The organism is Aureimonas ureilytica, assembly GCF_001475935.1.
GTDB lineage: Bacteria > Pseudomonadota > Alphaproteobacteria > Rhizobiales > Rhizobiaceae > Aureimonas > Aureimonas ureilytica_A.
In genome coordinates this window covers 71931-93357 of the sequence record NZ_LDQA01000014.1, presented here as the reverse complement: position 1 = coordinate 93357, position 21427 = coordinate 71931, and the positions used below count along the sequence as shown (strand labels likewise).

Sequence of the window (21427 nt, the reverse complement as noted above, 5' to 3'; positions counted from 1 at the left end):
CTCGTGATGCAAAATGGGTCGCGGCCACACATCGAGAAGGCCGTCTGCAAGCGTCGCGCTTAGGCCATCGGAAGCCCGCCATCGGGCTGACGTTCCGTGCGAAGGCAGGTCAGCCGCGTGTGCTCGGGCGGCTGGCGAGAATGCGCGTCGAGAGCGCGTTCGTCCGATATCGGACGGGGCAAGTTCGGCGTGGGGAACCGTCAACCCTGCGATCCCGGCTATGTCGAAGGCTGGGTGGAGACCTGTGTCATGAAGCCGATTGCTGTTATCGGGGCTGGCCTTGCCGGTCTTACCGCCGCGGCGGAACTGAAGCGCCAAGGTTTGCCGGTGATTGTGTTCGAAGCCGGAAAGGCTATCGGTGGTCTGGCGGCCTCGTTCAAGGACAAGGACGGCTTCTCCTACGACTTCGGCGCGCATTTCATCAGCAACCGTCTGGCCGGCGCCTTGGGCGCGGCCGAGACTTGCCGCACGGTGAAGCATTACGGCGAGGCGGTGCTTCTGGATGGCCGATATCGCAACTATCCGCTCGGCCTCCTGTTCGACACCCAGCTTGTCGCCAGTGCGGTGAAGGCCAAGTTGAACCCCGCCGGCACGAGCGAAACGGCGGCGGAGTTCTTCCGCGCGAGCTACGGCTCGGCGCTGGCCGAAAAGGTCGCCATTCCCTTGGCTGAAGCTTGGTCGGGAGCGGCCGCGAACCAACTGGCGCCGTCCGTCGGGCAGAAGTTCGGCGCCGGTATCGTCAAGTCGATCTATCTCAATGTGGCCTCCCGCGTCACCGGCCGCGCCGTCTGCAACGGCTACTCGCACGAGATGCCCGAGAGCGCCCGAGTCTATCACGTCTATCCCGAAGCGGGCCTCGGCAAGCTTCTGGAGCCGACTGTGAAGGCGGTACAATCCTGCATCCGTATGAAATCACCTGTCGAGCGCGTGATCGTTCGTAATGGTCATATTGATGCGGTACGTGTGAAAGGTGAGGAGATTTCTGTATCGGCGGCTATCAGTACGGCGCCGGTCAACGTGCTGCCCAAGATCATCGAAGGTACGGACGCGTTGAATCATCTGACGGCCTTCCGCTACCGTCCGATGGTCTTCGTCAATCTGCGCTTTGCCGGACGCCATATCCTGCCCGATACGATGCTCTGGGTGCCCGATCGCACGCAGCGCTTCTTTCGGGTGACGGAAGCGCCGGTTTCGATGCCCTGGCTCGCCCCGCAGGGTAAGACGCTTCTGACCTATGACCTCGGCTGCGAGGTCGGCGACGACATCTGGCGGATGTCGGAGGAGGATCTGGCCGACCTCTGCCTCGAAGGCAGTTGCCGCATCTTCGGCGAAGCCCTGCGCAAGGACTATCTTGGCCCTGGCGGGACGCTGCGCACGCCGATCGCTTATCCCGTTTTCATGTCGAGCTACGAGGCGGACCGCAAGCGTTTTGCTGAAAGCACCGGCGTCGAGGGTCTCTACAGCATCGGACGCCACGGCGAATTCGCCCATATCCTCATGGAGGACATCTACTGGCGGACGCTGCGGCGGATGCGCGATGTCGCGAACTATGTGAGGTCGGGCGGGCCTCGCGGGGAGAAAGTGGAGCCTGCCACCGAAGCCGACACCGCTCTGGGTCTGCGATCAGTCCTCAATAGAGCTGTGACAGGCTGACGCACACTGCTTTTTGAGGACCCGGCGGGGCCGATAATGCGACGCCACCTCTTTCACCGGGGGCAGGGGCGCATTATGCCGAGCGCCAACGGGACGTATGGACATGGATCGATGATCGGCCCCGCGTCCCTGCCTGACAGTGACGGAGAATATCACCTCATGCCACAGGCGGCTGTCGCAGTGTCGGTCTCGCAAGCGTGACCCGTCCACTGGGTTTCCTGGACGGGGGCGGGGAAGCCTCCCGCATGATCCGGGAGCGGGACTGGACGAACCATGTGCTGGGTCCGCCCGAGACGTGGCCGGGAGAGCTTCGCTCGGCGCTCAGCCTCGTGCTCAACTCGCCGGAATCCATGATCCTGTGCTGGGGACCGGAGCTTACCTTCTTCTTCAACGAAACCTATTTCCCGCTTCTGGGTCCGCGTCTCAGCTGGGCCATGGGCGAGCGGCTGGATATCGTCTGGGCGGATGCCTGGGCGCAGGCCAAGCCTATCGTGGAGGCGGCCTTCGAGGGCAAGAGACAGCGTTTTGTCGATCTGCCCTGGGAGCTGGACACGGATCGCGGCGCGCGCGATACGTGGTGGACCTTCTCCTATTCCCGCATTCTGGGCGCGGAGGGAGGGATCGCGGGCCTCTTCATTTTCACGAACGAGACCACCGATCGCGTTTTGAGTGATGCGGCCCTGCGTGAAAGCGAGGCGCAGTTCCGCGCCTTTTCCGAAGCGACGCCCAACCATGTCTGGGCGGCCCGTCCCAATGGCCATCTCGACTGGTTCAACCGGCAGCTTCTCACCTATGCGGGTTTGCCGGCAGAGCGTCTGACTGGTTTCATGCAATGGGGCCGAATCGTCCATCCCGATGATTTCGCGCCCGCATCCGAACGCTGGGCCGAAGCCTTGCGCTCGGGCGGGACCTACGATGCGGAGTTTCGCATTCGCCGCTTCGACGGCAGCTTCCGCTGGTTTCTCGTTCGGGCCGAGCCGGTGCGCGCCGAAGACGGCACGATCCTGCGATGGGTCGGCACCAGCACGGATATCGACGAGCGCCGGCGGCACGCGGCCGCCCTCGAACAGTTCACCGTGCGGCTGGAAGAGCAGGTGCGTGAGCGCACGGCCGATCGCAATGCGCTCTGGCAGCTGACGCCCGATCTGATGCTGCGCTGTTCGTTCGAGGGCGTGGTGATCGCGACGAACCCGGCCTGGCTCGCGGTGCTCGGTTGGGACGAAGCGGAACTTCTGGGAGCCAGCCTTCTCGATCTCGTTCATCCCGACGATCATGAGCGCACGCTGGAGGGGATGGGCGAGCTCGCCGATGGCCGAGGCCATGCGCGGTTCGACAATCGCTATCTCTGCAAGAGCGGCGCCTATCGCTGGATCAGCTGGTCCACGCGGCCCGGCCATGGGGCGATCAACGCCATCGGCCGGGATATCACGCTGGAAAAGGAGCGCGCCGAGGCTCTGGCCAAGGCGGAGGAAGCGCTGCATCAAAGCCAGAAGATGGAGGCCGTCGGGCAGCTCACGGGCGGGCTGGCGCATGACTTCAACAATCTTCTGGCGGGCATATCCGGCAGTCTGGAGCTGATCCAGACGCGCATCCATCAAGGCCGGACAGGCGAGGTCGACCGCTATCTCTCCACTGCCCAGGCCGCGACCAAACGCGCTAGCGCACTGACGCATCGCCTGCTCGCCTTTTCCCGCCGCCAGACGCTCGATCCCAAGGCGACCAACGTCAACGCGCTCGTCCTGGGGATGGAAGACCTCGTGCGCCGCACCATCGGCCCGGAGATCACCTTGCGCATTCAGCTGGCGGAGGGCGGTTGGCTGGTGCGTGTCGATCCCAACCAGCTGGAAAACGCACTTCTGAATCTGTGCATCAATGCGCGCGATGCCATGCCGGATGGCGGTTGCCTGACCATCGCGACGGCGCATGAAAGCTTCGACGAGGCGATGGCGCGCGAGCGCGATCTGCCGGCCGGCGACTACTTGAGCCTGATCGTCTCGGACACGGGGACAGGCATGGCGCCGGATGTTCTGGCTCGCGCCATGGAGCCGTTCTTCACCACCAAGCCCATCGGGGTCGGCACGGGTCTCGGCCTTTCGATGATCTACGGCTTCGTGCGCCAATCCGGCGGACAGGTCCAAATGCGCTCCGGGCCGGGGGCGGGAACCTGCGCGACGCTTTATCTTCCGCGCGACGAGGGCGAGGAGGTTCAGCTCGCCGAGCCACGAGCCGACGAGCCCGCCGCGCCCGCGCAGGAGGGGCAATGCGTGCTGGTGGTCGACGATGAGGCTTTCGTGCGGATGCTCATCGTGGACGTTCTCGAAGACCTCGGCTATCGTGCGCTGGAAGCCGAGGACGGGCCATCGGCTCTCGCTATCCTGGCCACGGACGCGCGCATCGACCTTCTCGTGACCGATGTGGGCCTGCCCAATGGCATGAACGGCCGACAGCTGGCCGAGGCCGCGCGCGAGTTGCGAAAGGCGCTCAAGGTTCTGTTCGTGACAGGCTATGCCGAGACAGCGGTCCTGAACGCGGATCATCTCGGCGATGACACCCGTGTCGTCACCAAGCCCTTCGCCCTGGCCGATCTGACCCGGAAAATCTCGATGCTCGTATCGGGAGCGTGATGGGGATGTTGGGTCAAGGCGCAGCGCGCGTGCCTCGCATCGACAGGCCGTAACGGCCCGCAGCCGCCCAGCTGCATAGGGGCGGGAAAGCGGCGGTTTAGGCCATGGCTAACGCATTGGCTGACGTTATGGCTAACAGTTGCACAAGAGCCTGTAGGTAAGCGGATTGGTGGGCCCGGCAGGACTCGAACCTGCAACCAAGCGGTTATGAGCCGCCGGCTCTAACCATTGAGCTACAGGCCCCACCCTATGCGAGCCCTAGCGCAAACGCTTCGTCATCTCAAGCGGACTTGTAGAGGGGCGGGCGATGCGGACGAGAAATCGGGAAACTTCTGGCGAGGCTTTCGTTCTCTTCTCGACAGGCAAGGGAGTGAACATGTCTCAGATCGAACCCAATATCATCGACCCGACGAAATCGCCGCCGCCGGATTCGGTGCCGAATATCGATCCGCCTTTTCCTCAGGACGACCAGACGTCGCCCGACGATATCAGGGAGCCGGGGGAGGGGAATGCGCCGATCGAGAAGGACCCGGAGGAAGGCGGCGGAGGCGGTTCAATCGAGCGCGCCGGGGCGCGTTGATCCGAAGGCTCGAGTGAGGAACGAGAAAGGCGGGGCTGCCGCGCACCCCGCCTTTGCGGTTCAATCCGCTTTGGATTTTTCGGTTTCGGCGGCCCCGTCGAGCGTTGCGCGATCCGTGCCTTCGCGGGCGATCAGGCGCTTGGCCTCTTCGATGGAGATGCCGTGCTTGCTAGCCAGCTCTTCGGCTGCCAGATCGGGTGCCGCGCTCTCTTCGATCGGTGTGTTGCTCATGCTCGCGCCTCCTGTTTTCGACACAACGATGAGGCGCGGCGTTTGGTGCCCTTCGGCCCTGTGGATAGACGCATCAGCATTCGCCCTGTAGGCGCGGCGTTCTCTTCGCGGGCGGCATTCCTATATAAGGATGGAAAGAGGAGTTGTGCCGTGAGTGTCGCCTTCGTCAAGGAACCCAACGAGAATCAGGTCGAGACGCTGCCCGACCGCGAACTCGGAACCGATCCGAACTTCGTGACGGCGCGCGGCCTCCAGCAGATCGAAACGCAGGTCGCCGAGCTCGAAGCCAAGCTTCTGGAAGCTCGGGACGTCGATGACAAGATCGCCTATGCCGCCATCCATCGCGACCTGCGCTATTGGCGCGCGCGGCGCATGAGCGCCGAGCTGATCGCCCCGCCGGAGGCAAGCGACAGCGTGCATTTCGGATCGGAAGTGACGATCGAACGTGATGACGGACGGCAGCAGACCTTTCGCATCGTCGGAATCGATGAGGCCGATCCGAACGAAGGGCTTTTGTCCTATGTCTCGCCGCTCGCCAAGGCGATTGCCGGCAAGGAAGTCGGCGATGTCGTGAAGGTCGGGCCCGCCGAGGCGGAGATCACGGAAATCCGACCCGCCGATTGAGGCGGGTCGAAACCGCGGAAACCGGTGTCAGGCCGGTTGAAGCGCTCGGATGAAGCGGCGCGTCGTTTCCGCGAACCCATGCTCCAGCGCATCGGCCGTGAAGGCGTGGCCGATCGAGACTTCCTTGAGCGCGGGAATGGCTCGGCAGAGCGCCGGCAGATTGTCGATCGTCAGATCGTGGCCGGCATTCACCTCCAGCCCCTCGCGCGCCGCAGTATTGCCCGCGTCTTTCAAACAGGCCAATTCGCGCTCTGCCGCCGCCGCGTCCGAATGCGTGGCGCCATAGGGGCCTGTATAGAACTCGACGCGATCGGCGCCGACGCGCCGGGCGATATCCAGCCCGACCGGCGAGGGGTCGGCAAACAGCGATACGCGAATGCCGCGCGCTTTCAGCCGGGCGACGATCCCCACCAGACGTTCCGCCTCGGCGGCGAAATCCCAGCCATGGTCCGAGGTCGCCTGCGTCGGATCGTCGGGCACGAGCGTGACCTGATCGGCGCGTGCGTCCTCGCAGAGCTGGAGGAAATGGTCGCTCGGATAGCCTTCGATGTTGAATTCGGCGGACGGAAACTCGCGGTCGATCAGATCGCGCAGAGCCGGCACGTCGGAAAAGCGGACATGCCGCTGGTCGGGCCTGGGATGGACCGTTAGCCCGGACGCCCCGTTCTGAAGGGCGATGCGCCCGAAATGAATGACGTCGGGCCAAGGCAGGTCGCGGCGATTGCGCAGCATGGCGATCGCATTGAGATTTACGGAAAGGGTCGCGGTCATCGGCGGACGGCCTCCTGCCAGCCAAGCTCGCCTGCGGGATGAACCCGGCCGCTCGCCATGTCAACGCCCTGCATAGGACAACGCCCCGGCGGCACAGGCCACCGAGGCGTTGTTCAGGTTGGGCCGAAGGCTCAGTGCGCCGGCTTCGATGCCTCGTCCGCCGGCTTGGCCTTGCCCTGGCCTGTCAGCTTCAACACGAAGACGAAGAAGATCGGCACGAAGAAAACGGCGAGGATGGTCGCCGAGATCATGCCGCCGATCACCGTCGTGCCGATGGCGTTTTGGCTGGCGGCGCTGGCGCCGGTCGCGATCGCCATGGGGAGGACACCCATGGTGAAGGCGAGCGAGGTCATGAGGATCGGCCGGAAGCGAAGATGCGCGGCTTCGATCGTCGCGTCCCTGAGACTCATGCCCTCCGCCATCAGATCCTTGGCGACTTCCACGATCAGGATCGCGTTCTTGGCCGACAGGCCGACGATCGTGATGATGCCGACGGTGAAGTACACGTCGTTCGACAGGCCGCGCAGCATCACGGCGGCGACACAGCCGATGACGCCGAGCGGCACGACCAGCATGACCGAGAAGGGGATCGACCAGCTCTCGTAGAGCGCAGCCAAGCACAGGAAGACGAAGAGCACGGCCAGACCGATGAGGAAGGGCGCCTGATTGCCGGACTCGATCTCCTGCAGGGACTGCCCCGTCCATTCGAACGAGAAGCCGGAGGGAAGCTGGCGGGCCAGTCGCTCCATTTCCGCGATCGCATCGCCCGAGGAGTAGCCGGGCTGGGCATCGCCCGAAAGGCGGATCGAGGGATAGCCGTTATAGCCGACGAGCTGCGAGGAGCCGAGCGTCCAGCGCGCATCCGCGAAGGCCGAGAGAGGCACCATGCCGCCCTGATTGTTGCGGACATTGAGGCGCAGAACCTCCTCGGCCCGCATCCGCGAGCGCTCCTCGGCCTGGATGATGACGCGCTGCATCCGCCCGCCATTCGGGAAGTCGTTGATATAGGACGAACCGAGCGCCGCCGAGATCGTCTGGTTGATGTCGGTGAAGGTGACACCGAAGGCATTGGCCTTCTCGCGGTCGATATCGAGTTCGATCTGCGGGCCGGGCGGCAGGCCTTCGAAGTTGATCCGGCCCAGAATCGGGCTCTTGCCGGCTTCCGCGACCAGCTGGTCACGCGCCGCCAGCAGCGCCGGCGTGCCCTGGTTGGCGCGGTCTTGCAGACGGAAGGCGAAGCCGCCCGTGTTGCCGAGACCCTGAATGGGCGGGGGCGAAAGGGCGAAGGCGATCGCATCCCGGAACTGGATGAGACGACCCGAAATGATCTTGGACAGCGTTCCCGCATCCTCGCCGGGGCCGCGCTCGCTCCAGTCCTTCAGCGTGATGAAGGCAAGGCCCGCATTCGCGCCCTGGCCGGAGAAGGAGAAGCCCTGGATCGTGATCATGCTCTCGACCGGCTTCTGTTCGAGGATGAACGCCTCGGCTTGCGACGTGACCTCGCGCAGACGGTTGCTGGTCGCGCCCGCCGGTCCCTGGAAGTTCGCGATCAGGAAGCCCTGGTCTTCCTGTGGCAGGAAGGCCGAGGGGATCTGAATGTAGAACCAGCCGAGGCCCGCCAGAAGCGCGAGGTAGATCACCATGAAGCGCTTGGTGCGCCCGATCAGGAAGCCGATGCCACGCGAATACGAGCGCGAGGTCCGGTCGAAGCCGCGGTTGAACCAGCCGAAGACGCCACGCTTCTCGTGATGATGCCCTGCCTTCACGGGCTTCAGGAAGCTGCCGCAAAGCGCGGGCGTCAGCGACAGGGCGAGGAAGGCCGAGAAGAGGATGGAGGTCACCATCGTCAGCGAGAACTGGCGATAGATGACGCCGACCGAGCCGGGAAAGAAGGCCAGCGGAATGAACACCGCGCAAAGCGCCAGCGTGATGCCGATGATCGCGCCGGTGATCTGACCCATCGCCTTCTTGGCGGCCTCCTTGGGCGATAGGCCTTCGCTCGCCATGATGCGCTCGACATTCTCGACCACGACGATCGCGTCATCGACCAGAATGCCGATCGCCAGAACCATGGCGAACATGGTGAGTACGTTGATCGAGAAGCCGGCTGCCAGCATCACGGCGAGCGTGCCGGCCAGCGCGATCGGCACGACCAGCGTCGGGATGACGGTGTATCGGATGTTCTGCAGGAACACGAACATCACCACGAAGACCAGCGCCACCGCTTCCAGCAGCGTGTGAATGACCTTCTCGATCGAGGCCGAGACGAAGGGCGTCGTGTCATAGGGGATCTGGTAGCTCACCCCTTGCGGGAAGAGCGGAGCCAGACGCTCCATGACTTGGCGCACGCCCTTGGCCGCGTCGAGCGCATTGCCCGTGGGCGAAAGCTGGATGCCGATGGCCGCGCTCGGACGCCCGTTCAGGAACGTGTTGAAATTGTAGCTCTCGGCGTCGATCTCGACCCGCGCGACATCGGACAGGCGCACCAGCGAGCCATCGGGATTGGCGCGCAGCACGATCGCACCGAACTCTTCGGGCGTCTGCAACTGGCCCTTGACCAGAATCGTCGCCTGAATCTGCTGGCTGACCGGGTTGGGATTGGCGCCGATGGAGCCGGCCGCGACCTGCGCGTTCTGCTGCGCGATGGCGCCGGTGACATCGGAGACGGCGAGATTGAGGCCAACGAGACGATCGGGGTCGATCCAGACGCGCATGGCGCGCTCGGAGGCAAACAGCTGCGCGCGCCCGATGCCGGGCACGCGGCGAACTTCGTTGATGACGTTGCGCGTGATGTAGTCGCCGAGGCCCACGGCATCGAGCGTCGACTTGTCGTCGCCGACGAGCGACACGACCATCAGGAAGCTGGAACCGGCTTCCTCGACCAGAACGCCTTGCTGCGTCACCTGCTGGGGCAGGGAGGATTCCACGCGCCGCAAGCGGTTCTGCGTGTCCACGACGGCCTGGGCGATTTCGGTGCCGGCCGAGAAGGTCACGGTGATCTGCACCGCGCCGGTCGCGTCGCTCGTGCTCTCGAAATAGAGCAGCCCCTGAATGCCGTTCAGCTCCTCCTCGATCGGCCGCGTGACCTGTTGATAGAGGTCCTCGGGCGATGCGCCGGGGAAGGCGGTCGAGATGGTGAGCTGAGGCGGCGCGACATTGGGGTATTGCGCGATCGGAAGCGACGGCAGGGAGATGACGCCTGCCAGCACGATGAAGATCGCGATCACCCACGCGAAAATGGGTCGATCGATGAAGAATTGAGGCATGTCAGTCGATCCTTAACGCGCGGACTTGGGCGCATCGCCAGCGGGCGCGGTGGCCTTCTGGATGCCCGCATCCTGCGGGGCGGGATTGGTCGTGCCGGACGCGGCGGCGTCCGAACCCGGCGCAGGCGTCGCCCGCTGGGCCTGCGGTTCGGCGGCCCCGCCGGTCGGCTCGGCCATGGGCTTCTGCGTGCCGGCGCCGACCGCACCCGCTTGGCCGCCATCCTTCGTGAGCGCATCGGCCGCCGCGCCGACCGGCGTCCAGGGCGCAGGCGCGACGGGCGCGCCGGGGCCGATCTTCTGGAACCCGTCCGCGATCACCTTGTCGCCGGGCGCCAGCCCCTGAGAGATGACGGAGCGGTTGCCGACGACGCGAACCACGGTCACGTTGCGCTGCTCGACCGTGGAATTGCCGTTCACGAGATAGAGAAAGGCCTGGCCCGCCGTGTCGCGCTGAATGGCTTGGTTGGGAACTGCGAGCGCCTTGGCGTCGATGCCCTGATCGACCGTCACGCGGACATAAAGGCCGGGCAGGAGCGTATCGTCCGGGTTCGGGAACTCGGCACGCAGCGTGACCTGACCGCTGGTTTCCTCGACGGTGGCTTCAGAGAAGAGAAGACGTCCGGGGTAGGGATAGTCGCTGCCATCGTCGAGCCGCAGGCGAACCTGCGCGACATTCTCCTCCAGCTTGGTCAACTTCCCCGTGCGCAGCGCTTCGCGCAGGCGCAGAAGCTGCGACACGGGCTGCTGGATATCGGCATAAACGGGGTCGAGCTGCTGGATCGTCGCCATGGCGGTCGTGTCGGTGGTACCGACCAGCGCGCCCTCGGTGACGATAGCGCGGCCGATACGGCCCGAAATCGGCGCGCGAACCGTGGCGTAATCGAGATTGATCTGGGCGGAGCGCAACTGCGCCCGAGCGGAGGCGAGATCGGCTTCCGCCTGCTTCTGGGTCGCGATCGCGGTTTCCAGATTGGCGGAGCCGACCGTGTTGCGCGAGACGAGTTCCTGCGTGCGCTGGGCGTCCTGCCGCGCCTGCGTCAGCACCGCCTCGGCGCGCGCGACGCCGGCCTGCGCCGATTCGACTGCGACCTGGAACATGGCCGGGTCGATCTGGAACAGCGGATCGCCTTCCTGTACGTCCGATCCCTGCTCGAACACGCGCTGGATCACGATGCCGCCGACGCGCGGGCGAACCTCGGCAATGCGGGTCGAGGCGATTCGGCCAGGCAGTTCGGAGGTCACCGGAATGGCTTCGGGCTGGACCTCGACGATGCCGACCGGCGTCGGCGGCGGCGCGCCGCCGCCAGCCCCTTGCGACGCGGCCGTCTTCGATTCGCCTTGGCAGCCCGCGAGGACGAGAAGGCCAAGGGCTGTCGCTGCGTAAAAGGAACGTGCTGGAAATCTCATGGAACCGCTCTGTTCGCCGCCTCGCCCCACGCGAATGCGGCACCCCCGAATATTGCTGTGCAACATACATGCATGTATGACACTAAACAAGAGAACGGCAAGGCAGGCGTAATATGAGGCGGACGAAGAACGAGGCGATGGAAACGCGGTCCGCGATCCTCGACGCTGCGGAACTGACCTTCTTCGAGAACGGCGTCTCCCGCACCACGCTTGCCATGATTGCGCAGGCCGCGAGCGTCACGCGTGGGGCGATCTATTTCCACTTCGCCAATAAAAACGCGCTGTTCGAAGCGATGCTGGAACGCGGCCGGCTGCCGCAGGAATGTTTCGTGGGATTGGACGAACTCATGGCGGCTGCCGACCCGTTGGATCGCATTCGCGCCAATGCGATCGAGGCGTTGGAGTTCATCAGCCTCAACACGCGAACCCAGAAGATCCTGACGATCATGCTCCTTCGCTGCGAATATGTGGCGGAAATGGAGGAGATGCTGGTTCGAATGCGCGACGCGGACGAGGAGATGCTCGGCACGATTCGCTTCGCCTTCCAGGAGGCTTCGCGCCGTGGGCTCATGGCCGAGGACTGGACGCCCGATTCGGCGACGACCACGCTCCATTGCGGCATGGCGGGTCTCATCAACCAATGGCTGAGATCGGGCTTCGGCTTCGATCTCGTTGCCGTTGGTCGGCGCATGGTGGACAGCCTGTTCGATTCCTTCCGCGCGTCGCCCGTACCGGCGTAGGGGAGGGGGCTTCGACCATCAGGAACGGGAACGAAAAAAGCCGGAGGCGAGTGCCCCCGGCTTTTTCATGGACTTTGCGTTGGTCGTCGTCTCAGAGCGCGCTGGCGGCGAGACGGCGGTTGACGAGCAGCGCCAGCAGCGTGACCACGGCGCCCGACAGGAGATAGGCGCCGGAGAAGACGAGGCCGAGATTTTGGGCGATCGCCAGAGCGGCCAGAGGCGCGAAGCCCGCCCCGAAGAGCCAGGCGAGGTCGGACGTCAGAGCCGAGCCTGTGTAGCGCTGCGAACGCGGGAAGTTCGCCGCCAGAGCGCCGGAGCACTGGCCGAAGGAGATACCCAGAATCACCGAGCCGATGATCATGTAGATCGTCTCGCCGATCGTGCCGCCGTTCAGGAGCAGCGGTGCCAAGCAGCTATAAAAGGCGATCGCGCCGGCACAGACGCCCAGAACACGGCGGCGGCCGTAATGATCGGCCAGCGGGCCGGAGGCGATGTGAGCCACGACACCGAAGACCGTCGCGATGATCTCGATCAGGAGGAAGCGCGAGACGGGTTCGTTATTGAGATGAATCCAGGACAGCGGAAACACCGTGACCATGTGGAACAGCGCGAAGCTCGCCAGCGGCACGAAGGCGCCGATCACGATATTGCGTCCGTTTCGCGCGATGGTCTGGCGCACGGGCGAGGGATGCAACTCGCCGCGCTCGAACATCTCTCGATAGTTCTCGGTGACGACGATGCGCAGGCGGGCGAAGAGCGCCACGACGTTGACCGCGAAGGCCACGAAGAACGGATAGCGCCAGCCCCAGCCGAGGAAGTCGTCCTGAGTCAGGTTGGTGATCAGGAAATAATAGAGCGCGCTGGCGACGAGCAGGCCGAGCGGCGCGCCGAGCTGCGGCAGCATCGCATACCAGCCCCGCTTGTTCTCGGGGACGGAGACGGCGAGAAGCGGCGCGAGACCGTCCCACGTGCCGCCAAGCGCCAAGCCTTGGCCCACGCGCAGCACGATCAGCGTGACGACCGAGGCGGTGCCGACGCTGGCATAGGCCGGCAGGAAGCCGATGACGATCGTGGAGCAGCCGAGGAGGAAGAGCGCGGTGGTGAGCTTGGCCGCGTCGCCATAGCGCCGGTGCATCCACGTGAAGAAGGCGGTGCCGATCGGGCGCACCACGAAGGCTAGGGCCAAGAGCGCAAAGGCATAATAGGTGCCGGTGACGGGATCGGCGAAGGAGAAGACCACCGCCGGAAACACGAGCACGGACGCGATCGCATAGACGAAGAAATCGAAGAATTCGGCGGTGCGGCCAATCAGCACTCCGATCGCGATTTCGCTGGGGCGAATTTCGCCGTGATGCGCGTTGGCGGCGCGCGCATCCCTTTCAAAGGCGGACGGAGCCGCCGCCGCACTGTTCGCACTCATCTCTGATCTCGCTCCTCACATTTCGCGAAGGTGGAACATTCGCGTTTCCCTCACGGCTTCCACCTTGAATATAGGCTCCGGCGGGCTTAACGAACGCCCCATAAACTATTTGCTGCGATGCAGCTAAGATAAAGCATGCAAGCGACCCCATTTCGCTGGATTGGACCGCTATCTTGAGCCGATTTCGCTTCCTAGCCCTCGCACCGCTCCTCGTCCTCATGGGGGGGTGTAACGCTGTCCTGCTCAACCCGGCGGGCGATGTCGCCCTTCAGAAGCGGGATCTCCTCTACATCTCCACCGGATTGATGCTCCTGATCATCGTCCCGGTGATCGTCGCCACCCTTGTTTTCGCTTGGCGCTACCGCCGAAGCAACAAGGATGCGACCTACGATCCCGAGTGGAACCATTCGACGCATCTGGAGCTGGCGATCTGGTCGGCCCCGCTTCTGATCATCATCTGTCTGGGAGCACTGACCTGGACGGCGACGCATCTTCTCGATCCCTACCGTCCGCTGACGCGAATCGCCGAAGGGCAGCCGGTCACGCCGGAGATGAAGCCCCTCGAGGTGCGCGTCGTCTCGATGGATTGGAAGTGGATGTTCATCTATCCCGAACTGGGGATCGCCACCGTCAACGAACTGGCCGCTCCGGTCAACACGCCGATCAATTTCAAGCTCACGTCCACCAGCGTGATGAACGCGTTCTTCGTGCCGTCCATGGCCGGCATGGTCTACACGATGGCGGGCATGGAGACGCAGCTGCACGGCGTCATGAACAAGGAAGGCATCTACGAGGGCATGTCGTCGCATTATAGCGGCGCCGGCTTCTCCTACATGAACTTCAAGTTCCACGCGCTGAACCAGCAGGGCTTCGACGACTGGGTCGCCAAAGTGCGCGCGGAGGGGCAGCCGCTGAGCCGCGAGCTTTTCCTCGAGTTGGAGAAGCCCTCCGAGAAGGAGCCGATCCACTATTATTCGAGCTTCGCCGATGGCCTCTACCACGCGATTCTCAACAAATGCGTCGCGCCGGGCAAGATGTGCGCCGACGAGATGATGCATATCGACGCGATGGGCGGTGCCGGCGTCGAGAGCCGCGAAAACCGCGAGCGCCTACTCTATGATAACCGCCGCGCCGAACAGGGCGACGAGCCCTCGGGCGCGACTTTCCCGGCCAGCGGCCGTCTGCCGCATAGCGAGGACCAGCCGCAGGGCATGAAGCCCGACGAGCTGAATCCTCAGGTGAACGAGAGTGGGACCAGCACGCCGCCGGCCGGCCACAGCGACCACCAGATGCCCAATAGCGGCACGGGCGTCGCGCCGGCGCAGCTGAACCAGACGAACTAACGGAGCACCGTGTCGCACCCCGCCGGGTGCGACGCCAGACGATGCCATCGCACGAGTGCCAGAGATGCAAGAGAACTCAGACCTCATACGAATGATCTTCGGGCGGTTGACGCTCGAAGCCTTCCCGTATCACGAGCCGATCGTCGTCGTGACCTTCGCCGTGGTGATGCTCGGCGCCATCGCGCTTCTCGGCGCGCTGACCTATTTCAAGCTCTGGGGCTATCTCTGGAAAGAGTGGTTCACGAGCGTCGATCACAAGAAGATCGGCATCATGTACATGGTGCTCGGCATCGTCATGCTGCTGCGCGGCTTCGCCGACGCGATCATGATGCGTCTGCAACAGGCGATCGCCTTCGGAGGGTCGGAAGGCTATCTGAATGCCCACCACTACGATCAGGTGTTCACCGCCCACGGTGTCATCATGATCTTCTTCGTCGCCATGCCGCTAGTGACGGGCCTGATGAACTACGTCGTTCCGCTGCAGATCGGCGCGCGCGACGTGTCCTTCCCCTTCCTGAACAATTTCAGCTTCTGGATGACGGCGGGCGGCGCGGTTCTGATCATGGCCTCGCTCTTCGTCGGCGAGTTCGCACGGACCGGCTGGCTGGCCTTCCCGCCGCTGTCGGACGCGAACTACAGTCCGGGCGTCGGCGTCGACTACTATATCTGGGGTCTCCAGGTGGCCGGCGTCGGCACGCTGCTCTCGGGCGTCAACCTGCTGGTGACCATCATCAAGATGCGCGCGCCGGGCATGACGCTCATGAAGATGCCGGTCTTCTGTTGGACCTCGCTCTGCACCAACGTGCTGATCGTGGCGTCCTTCCCGGTGCTGACGGCGGTTCTGGCCCTTCTGTCTCTCGACCGCTACGTCGGGACCAACTTCTTCACGAACGATCTCGGCGGCAATCCGATGATGTACGTGAACCTCATCTGGATCTGGGGCCATCCCGAGGTCTACATTCTGATCCTGCCGGCCTTCGGCATCTTCTCGGAAGTCACCTCGACCTTCTCGGGCAAGCGCATCTTCGGCTACACGTCGATGGTCTATGCCTCGGTCGTCATCACGATCCTCGCCTATCTCGTCTGGCTCCACCACTTCTTCACGATGGGCTCGGGCGCGAGCGTGAACTCGTTCTTCGGCATCACGACGATGATCATCTCGATCCCGACGGGCGCGAAGATTTTCAACTGGTTGTTCACGATGTATCGCGGGCGGATCCGGTTCGAAACGCCGATGCTGTGGACCATCGCCTTCATGATCACCTTCGTGATCGGCGGCATGACGGGCGTTCTCCTGGCGGTTCCGCCGGTAGACTTCATCGTCCACAACTCGCTCTTCCTCGTCGCTCACTTCCATAACGTCATCATCGGCGGCGTCCTGTTCGGCCTCTTCGCCGGCATCAACTACTGGTTCCCCAAGGCTTTCGGCTTCAAGCTCGATCAGTTCTGGGGCAAGATGAGCTTCTGGTTCTGGGTGGTCGGCTTCTACGTCGCCTTCATGCCGCTCTATGTGCTCGGCCTCATGGGCGTCACGCGTCGCCTGCGGGTGTTCGACGATCCCTCGCTGCAGATCTGGTTCATCATCGCCGCCATCGGCGCTGGCCTGATCGCGATCGGCATCGCCTCCTTCCTCATGCAGATCTTCGTCAGCATCAGGAACCGCGAGAAGCTGGTGGATGTGGATGGCGATCCCTGGGGTGGCCGTACGCTGGAATGGGCGACGTCCTCGCCGCCGCCGAGCTACAACTTCGCCTTCTCGCCGATGATCCACGACGGCGACGCCTGGTGGCAGATGAAGCAGCGCGGCTATGAGCGTCCGCTGGAAGGCTTCAAGCCGATCCACATGCCCAACAACACGGAAGCGGGTGTGGTGATCGCGGCTCTCAGCGTCGTCTTCGGCTTCGCGATGATCTGGTACATCTGGTGGCTCGCCGTCTTCTCCTTCATCGGGATCGTCGGCTACTCGATCTATCACACGTTCAACTACGACAAGAGCTTCTACATCCCGGTGAGTGAAGTCATCGCGACGGAAGCCGAGCGGACACGTCTCCTGGCGGTGAAGGCGAAGAGCGCATGAGCACCAGCAGTTCTCACAGTGTCAGCAGCGACGAGATGACCTTCTACGTCGCCGACGAGCACGAGCACGCCGAAGGGTCCAGCACCATGCTGGGCTTCTGGATCTACCTGATGAGCGACTGCCTCATCTTCGCGTGCCTCTTCGCCACCTATGCCGTTCTCGGAACCGCCTACGCGGCGGGTCCGAGCCCGCGCGACCTGTTCGACCTGCCGCTGGTCGCGCTCAACACGTCGATGCTGCTTCTGTCGTCGATCACCTACGGCTTCGCCATGCTCTCCATGGCGAAGAACGACGTGCGCTCGGTGCAGATCTGGCTGGCGATCACCGGCCTGTTCGGCCTCGCCTTCCTCGGCATCGAACTCTACGAGTTCTGGCATTTGATCCATGAGGGCGCGACGCCCCAGCGCAGTGCCTTCCTGTCGGCTTTCTTCACGCTGGTCGGCACGCACGGTCTGCACGTGACCTTCGGCCTCGTCTGGCTGGTGACGCTAATGGTGCAGATCCATCAGCGCGGGCTGGTGCCGGCGAACCAGCTTCGCCTGTCGTGCCTCAGCCTGTTCTGGCACTTCCTCGACGTCATCTGGATCGGTGTCTTCACCTTCGTCTATCTCATGGGAGTGCTTCGATGAGCGCCAACGCCCCCTCGACGAAACACGCCGCCCTGGCGGATGGCGCGGGGCAGGGGCCAAGCCACGACCATGGCCATCTCGACGGCCACGGCCATGATCACGGCACCATGGGCGGCTACGTCACCGGCTTCGTTCTTTCGGTCATCCTGACGGCGATCCCGTTCTGGCTGGTCATGGCGAACCCGCTTCAGGACAACGCCCTGACCGGCCTCGTGATCATGGGTTTCGCGGCGGTGCAGATCGTCGTCCACATGATCTACTTCCTACACATGAACGGGAAGTCGGAAGGCGGCTGGACCATGACGGCCCTGGTCTTCACCGTGGTTGTCGTCGTCATCGTGCTCGCAGGCTCGCTCTGGGTCATGTACCACATGAACACCAGCATGATGCCGGGTATGATGCAGATGCAGGACATGGGCTGACGCGTCCTGACCCCCGGTCTTCTGCGACCGGCGCAGCCTGCGCCTCGCTGATTTCAAAATCCGATCCGCGCGGCCTCGCCGCGCGGATTTTGCGTATTTGCGGAAAGGTTTGAGATGAGCAATCGGTCGAGGATCCTCCTCCTTCTTCTGTCGCTCCCTCTGATCGCTCTCCTCGTCGGCTTGGGCGTCTGGCAGGTCGAGCGGCGTGCCTGGAAGCTCGATCTGATCGCCAAGGTCGAGGCGCGGGTTCACGCGCCGGCGAGCGACGAGCCGCCAAAGGCGCAATGGGCGGAGGTCGATGCCAGTAACGACGAATATCGCCATGTCAGTCTCACCGGAACCTTCCTGAACGATAAGGAAACGCTGGTTCAGGCGCTTACGGATCTCGGCGGCGGCTTCTGGGTGCTCACGCCTCTGCAAGCCGCCGATGGATCGATCACGCTGGTCAACCGCGGCTTCGTGCCTCAGGAGAAACGCGACGCCTCCACGAGGCCGGAGGGACAGATCACCGGCGAAGAGACCGTCGAGGGCCTGCTGCGCATGAGCGAGCCGGGCGGCGGATTGCTGCGCGCCAATGATCCGGCAACCGACCGTTGGTATTCGCGCGACGTCGCGGCGATCGCGGCGCGGCGCGGGCTGGACAATGTCGCGCCCTTTTTCGTGGATGCCGATGCGACGCCCAACCCGGGCGGCTACCCCGTGGGCGGACTGACGGTGGTGCGCTTCAATAACAACCATCTCGTCTATGCGCTGACTTGGTTCAGCCTTGCGATCATGCTGGCAGGGGCGACGATCTATGCCCTGCGTCATGATCGCAACAAGCCCTGACCTCGCGTTTCCGCCATGCGGCACGGCCTCGATCGCGACGTGTTTCGTGCTAGACGGGGTGGGGATCGAGCTTCGGGGGACGCATGACATTGGCCAGGGGACGGGGCCCTCAGCGGGCCCGGCGCATTGCCGGTGCTCTGGTTTCCGCTTCGATCTTCGTGTCGGGTTGCGCGAGCCGACCCTATGCGACGCTGATGACCGTGGAACGGACGGTGCCGGGCGCGCACCGCGTCGATATGCTGGTCGCGACCACTCGAGCGCCATCGCCTGTGCCGGGCGTCATCTTCTCCGGGGAGCGTGGGCCGGAGCTTTCGCTGGAAAACATTGTCGTTTCGATCCCGCCCGACGGGGTTCGCAAAGCCGGCGACGTGATCTATCCCAAGCGCAATCCGCCCGACCCGTCCCGCGAGTTCGTGGCTTTGCGCATCGATCCCCTGACAGAGCAAGGCGCGAACCGCTGGTTCGAGCAGCGCGAAGCGCCGAGCGGTCGCCTCCTGATCTTCGTTCACGGCTTCAATTCGAGCTATGAGGAAGCGGTCTTCCGCTTCGCGCAGATCAGCTACGATTCCGGCGCGGATGCCGCGCCCATTCTCTTCACGTGGCCCTCACAGGGCTCGATCTTCGGCTATCTCTACGACCGCGAAAGCGCCAATTACTCGCGTTCCAGCCTGGAGCGGGTGATCCAGCAGGCGGCGGCGCGCAAGGACGTGTCCGAAATCACCATCATGGCCCATTCCATGGGAAGCTGGCTGACCATGGAAGCCCTGAGGCAGATGGCGATCCGTGATGGCGGATTGCCGAAGAAACTCGGCAATGTCGTGCTGGCATCGCCCGATCTGGATGTGGATGTGTTTCGCGAGCAGCTGGACGAGATCGGCCCAGACCAGTCGCGTATCACGATCTTCACCTCGCAGGACGATCGCGCGCTTCTCGTCTCGCGCCGTCTGGCGGGCGGCGTTCAGCGTCTCGGCGCGGTGGATCTGACGAAGCCCGATGTGCAGGCCGGCTTTGCGAAACGCGGCATCAATGTCGTGGACCTCACCAGCGTTCGCACGGGCGACAGTCTGAACCACACGAAATTCGCCCAAAGCGCCGAGGTCGTACAGGCGATCGGTCGCCGCCTGATCGCGGGGCAGAAGGTCTCAGAAAGCAATCTCGGCCTTGGCGAGACGATCGGTGCCGCCGCCATCGGCACGGCGCAGGGCGTCGGCTCCGCCGTCAACGCGGCGGTGAATGCGCCGGCCGCTTTGGTCGATCCCGGCGCGCGGCAAAGGGTCGGCGAAAGTCTGCAGGATGTCGGCCGCAATATCGGCGGCTCGCTGCAGACCGTCACCGGCAATTGAGATGAGGTGAGCCCACCGTGCGGCGGGCTCTCCCATTCTGGGTCAGGCAGCTTTGCGCAGGGGCCTGACGTCGGGCGCTGCGACCGGGCCTTCCAGGCGCGGCAGAATGAGGAAGGCGAGCAGCGCCGACAGCGCCATGAAACCGCCCACGATCACCATGGGAACGACATATCCGCCAGTCCAGTCCTTCACCGCGCCGGTGATGTAGGGCGCGGCGAAACCGGCCACGTTGCCCATCGTGTTGATCAGCGCAATGCCGGCCGCCGCGCCCGCGCCGGTCAGGAAGCGCGCCGGAAAGCTCCAGAAGTTCGGCAGAGCCGAGAAGATGGCGCAGGCCGTCACCGTGATGACCGCGATGGTCGCCGCCGGGCTCTGCATGGTGAGCGCCAGCGGAATGGACAGGGCGCCGAGCAAGGCGGGTATGCCGATATGCCAGGGGCGAACGCCCCGGCGCGTGGCGTCGCGGCTCCACAAAACCAGCGCGACGGCGGCCGGCAGATAGGGGATGGCGGTGATGAGGCCGCGCTGCATGACGGTGAACTTCGTGCCGAACGCCGTTTCGAAGCCGCCAATGATGGTCGGCAGGAAGAAGCCGAGCGCATAGAGCCCATAGATGAAGCCGAAATAGATGAGCGACAGCGCCCAGACGCGCCCGTCCGTCAGCGCCTTGCGCGAGATATGGCCGCCTGTCGATTTGGAACGATCCTCGCGCGCCAGTTCCTCGTTCAGCCAGTCCCGCTCGGCCGGTGTCAGCCATGTCGCGTCGTTCGGCGTGTCCGGTAGATAGAAATAGGTGACGATGCCAACGAGAATGGCCGGAATCGACACGCCCATGAACATGACGCGCCAGCCCTCCAGACCGAAGAGCCCGTGCATGTCGATGAGCAGCGAAGCCAGCGGCGCGCCGATCACGGTGGTCAGCGGCTGCGCGACATAGAAGACCGCCAGCACCTTGGCGCGGTGCCGGGCCGGCACCCAGAGGCTGAGGAAGAGGATCGCGCCGGGAAAGAAGCCGGCTTCGGCGATGCCGAGCAGGAAGCGAAGCCAGTAGAGCTGCGTGGCGTCCTGCACGAAGGTGAAGAGCAGCGAGACGATCCCCCAGCTCACCATGATCCGCGCCAGCCAGCGCCGCGCGCCGAACTTGTGGAGCGCCAGATTGCTGGGGATTTCGAGGATGATGTAGCCGAAAAAGAAGATCCCGGCGGCAAAGCCGAACTGGGCGGCCGACAGGCCGAGATCCTGCGTCATGCCGTTGGGGCCGGCAAAGCCGATGGCTGTGCGGTCCAGGAAGTTGATGAAGAACATCAATCCGAGAAAGGGGACGAGCCTCCAGACGATCTTGGAGATCGTCGATGTCTCGACGCTGGTCGGGGTGGTGGTCATGGCTCGCCTCCTCCTTCAGGCAAAGCTCAAGCGCTCCGCCGGACGGGTCCGGTCGGCCGCTTCGTGTCGTGTGTGGATTGCGGATT

General features: G+C 64.1%; 17 protein-coding genes and 1 tRNA gene. 11 read left to right on the top strand and 7 right to left on the bottom strand.

What is annotated here, in order from left to right; translation table 11 throughout:
- Positions 1-249: 249 nt before the first annotated feature.
- Together NS365_RS05885 and NS365_RS05880 are read left to right on the top strand one after the other, a co-directional pair.
- The gene (locus NS365_RS05885; RefSeq protein WP_058599353.1) at positions 250-1653 is read left to right on the top strand and encodes a protoporphyrinogen/coproporphyrinogen oxidase; all 1404 of its coding nucleotides are present in this window, start codon (positions 250-252) and stop codon (positions 1651-1653) included.
- 197 nt (positions 1654-1850) lie between these two features.
- A complete protein-coding gene (locus NS365_RS05880) occupies positions 1851-4277 on the top strand; it encodes a PAS domain S-box protein (RefSeq protein WP_430515413.1) in 2427 nt (808 codons plus the stop codon).
- Positions 4278-4444: 167 nt separating this feature from the next.
- On the opposite strand, the gene NS365_RS05875 is transcribed toward NS365_RS05880, so the two are convergent.
- Positions 4445-4520, bottom strand: a tRNA-Ile gene (locus NS365_RS05875).
- Between the two features lie 133 nt (positions 4521-4653).
- Here NS365_RS05875 and NS365_RS05870 point away from each other — a divergent pair.
- Positions 4654-4857: a hypothetical protein gene (locus NS365_RS05870; RefSeq protein WP_058599351.1), complete on the top strand. Its 204-nt coding sequence runs from the start codon at positions 4654-4656 to the stop codon at positions 4855-4857.
- A 60-nt stretch (positions 4858-4917) separates the two neighbouring features.
- On the opposite strand, the gene NS365_RS24430 is transcribed toward NS365_RS05870, so the two are convergent.
- Positions 4918-5088, bottom strand: coding sequence for a hypothetical protein (locus NS365_RS24430; protein WP_193753401.1), 171 nt, complete (start codon positions 5086-5088; stop codon positions 4918-4920).
- A 150-nt stretch (positions 5089-5238) separates the two neighbouring features.
- Here NS365_RS24430 and greA point away from each other — a divergent pair, with 150 nt between their 5' ends.
- On the top strand, positions 5239-5712 hold the full coding sequence (gene greA, locus NS365_RS05865) for a transcription elongation factor GreA (RefSeq protein WP_058599350.1): 474 nt from the start codon (positions 5239-5241) through the stop codon (positions 5710-5712).
- 27 nt (positions 5713-5739) lie between these two features.
- On the opposite strand, the gene NS365_RS05860 is transcribed toward greA, so the two are convergent.
- The 3 genes from NS365_RS05860 to NS365_RS05850 all read right to left on the bottom strand — a co-directional run bounded on the left by NS365_RS05860 (position 5740) and on the right by NS365_RS05850 (position 11156).
- Positions 5740-6483 (bottom strand): pyridoxine 5'-phosphate synthase, encoded by a 744-nt coding sequence (locus NS365_RS05860; RefSeq protein ID WP_058599349.1) that lies wholly within the window; start codon positions 6481-6483, stop codon positions 5740-5742.
- Positions 6484-6614: 131 nt separating this feature from the next.
- The gene (locus tag NS365_RS05855; protein WP_058599348.1) at positions 6615-9749 is read right to left on the bottom strand and encodes an efflux RND transporter permease subunit; all 3135 of its coding nucleotides are present in this window, start codon (positions 9747-9749) and stop codon (positions 6615-6617) included.
- 12 nt (positions 9750-9761) lie between these two features.
- Positions 9762-11156 carry an efflux RND transporter periplasmic adaptor subunit gene (locus NS365_RS05850; protein ID WP_058599347.1) on the bottom strand — a complete coding sequence of 465 codons (1395 nt, stop codon included), beginning with the start codon at positions 11154-11156 and terminating at the stop codon, positions 9762-9764.
- A gap of 113 nt (positions 11157-11269) precedes the next feature.
- Between NS365_RS05850 and NS365_RS05845 the strand changes: the two genes are divergently transcribed.
- Positions 11270-11896, top strand: coding sequence for a TetR family transcriptional regulator (locus tag NS365_RS05845; protein ID WP_082684453.1), 627 nt, complete (start codon positions 11270-11272; stop codon positions 11894-11896).
- 91 nt (positions 11897-11987) lie between these two features.
- On the opposite strand, the gene NS365_RS05840 is transcribed toward NS365_RS05845, so the two are convergent.
- On the bottom strand, positions 11988-13316 hold the full coding sequence (locus tag NS365_RS05840) for an MFS transporter (RefSeq protein WP_058599345.1): 1329 nt from the start codon (positions 13314-13316) through the stop codon (positions 11988-11990).
- Between the two features lie 218 nt (positions 13317-13534).
- On the opposite strand from NS365_RS05840, the gene cyoA reads away from it, so the two are divergent.
- From cyoA to NS365_RS05810, 6 genes are all read left to right on the top strand, one after another.
- Entirely contained in the window at positions 13535-14659 is a 1125-nt protein-coding gene (cyoA, locus tag NS365_RS05835; protein ID WP_244498378.1) for a ubiquinol oxidase subunit II, read from the top strand.
- 64 nt (positions 14660-14723) lie between these two features.
- The gene (gene cyoB / locus NS365_RS05830) at positions 14724-16736 is read left to right on the top strand and encodes a cytochrome o ubiquinol oxidase subunit I (protein ID WP_058599343.1); all 2013 of its coding nucleotides are present in this window, start codon (positions 14724-14726) and stop codon (positions 16734-16736) included.
- Positions 16733-17365, top strand: a complete 633-nt coding sequence (gene cyoC, locus NS365_RS05825; protein WP_058599342.1) for a cytochrome o ubiquinol oxidase subunit III — start codon at positions 16733-16735, stop codon at positions 17363-17365. The genes cyoB and cyoC overlap by 4 nt, the downstream gene beginning before the upstream one ends.
- Positions 17362-17787, top strand: coding sequence for a cytochrome o ubiquinol oxidase subunit IV (gene cyoD / locus NS365_RS05820; protein ID WP_058599341.1), 426 nt, complete (start codon positions 17362-17364; stop codon positions 17785-17787). The genes cyoC and cyoD overlap by 4 nt, the downstream gene beginning before the upstream one ends.
- Before the next feature lie 114 nt (positions 17788-17901).
- Positions 17902-18615 carry an SURF1 family protein gene (locus tag NS365_RS05815; RefSeq protein ID WP_058599340.1) on the top strand — a complete coding sequence of 238 codons (714 nt, stop codon included), beginning with the start codon at positions 17902-17904 and terminating at the stop codon, positions 18613-18615.
- Between the two features lie 83 nt (positions 18616-18698).
- Positions 18699-19958, top strand: a complete 1260-nt coding sequence (locus tag NS365_RS05810) for an alpha/beta hydrolase (RefSeq protein WP_058599339.1) — start codon at positions 18699-18701, stop codon at positions 19956-19958.
- Between the two features lie 42 nt (positions 19959-20000).
- Here NS365_RS05810 and NS365_RS05805 read toward each other — a convergent pair whose 3' ends face one another.
- A complete protein-coding gene (locus NS365_RS05805; protein WP_058599338.1) occupies positions 20001-21341 on the bottom strand; it encodes an MFS transporter in 1341 nt (446 codons plus the stop codon).
- Between the last annotated feature and the right edge of the window lie 86 nt (positions 21342-21427).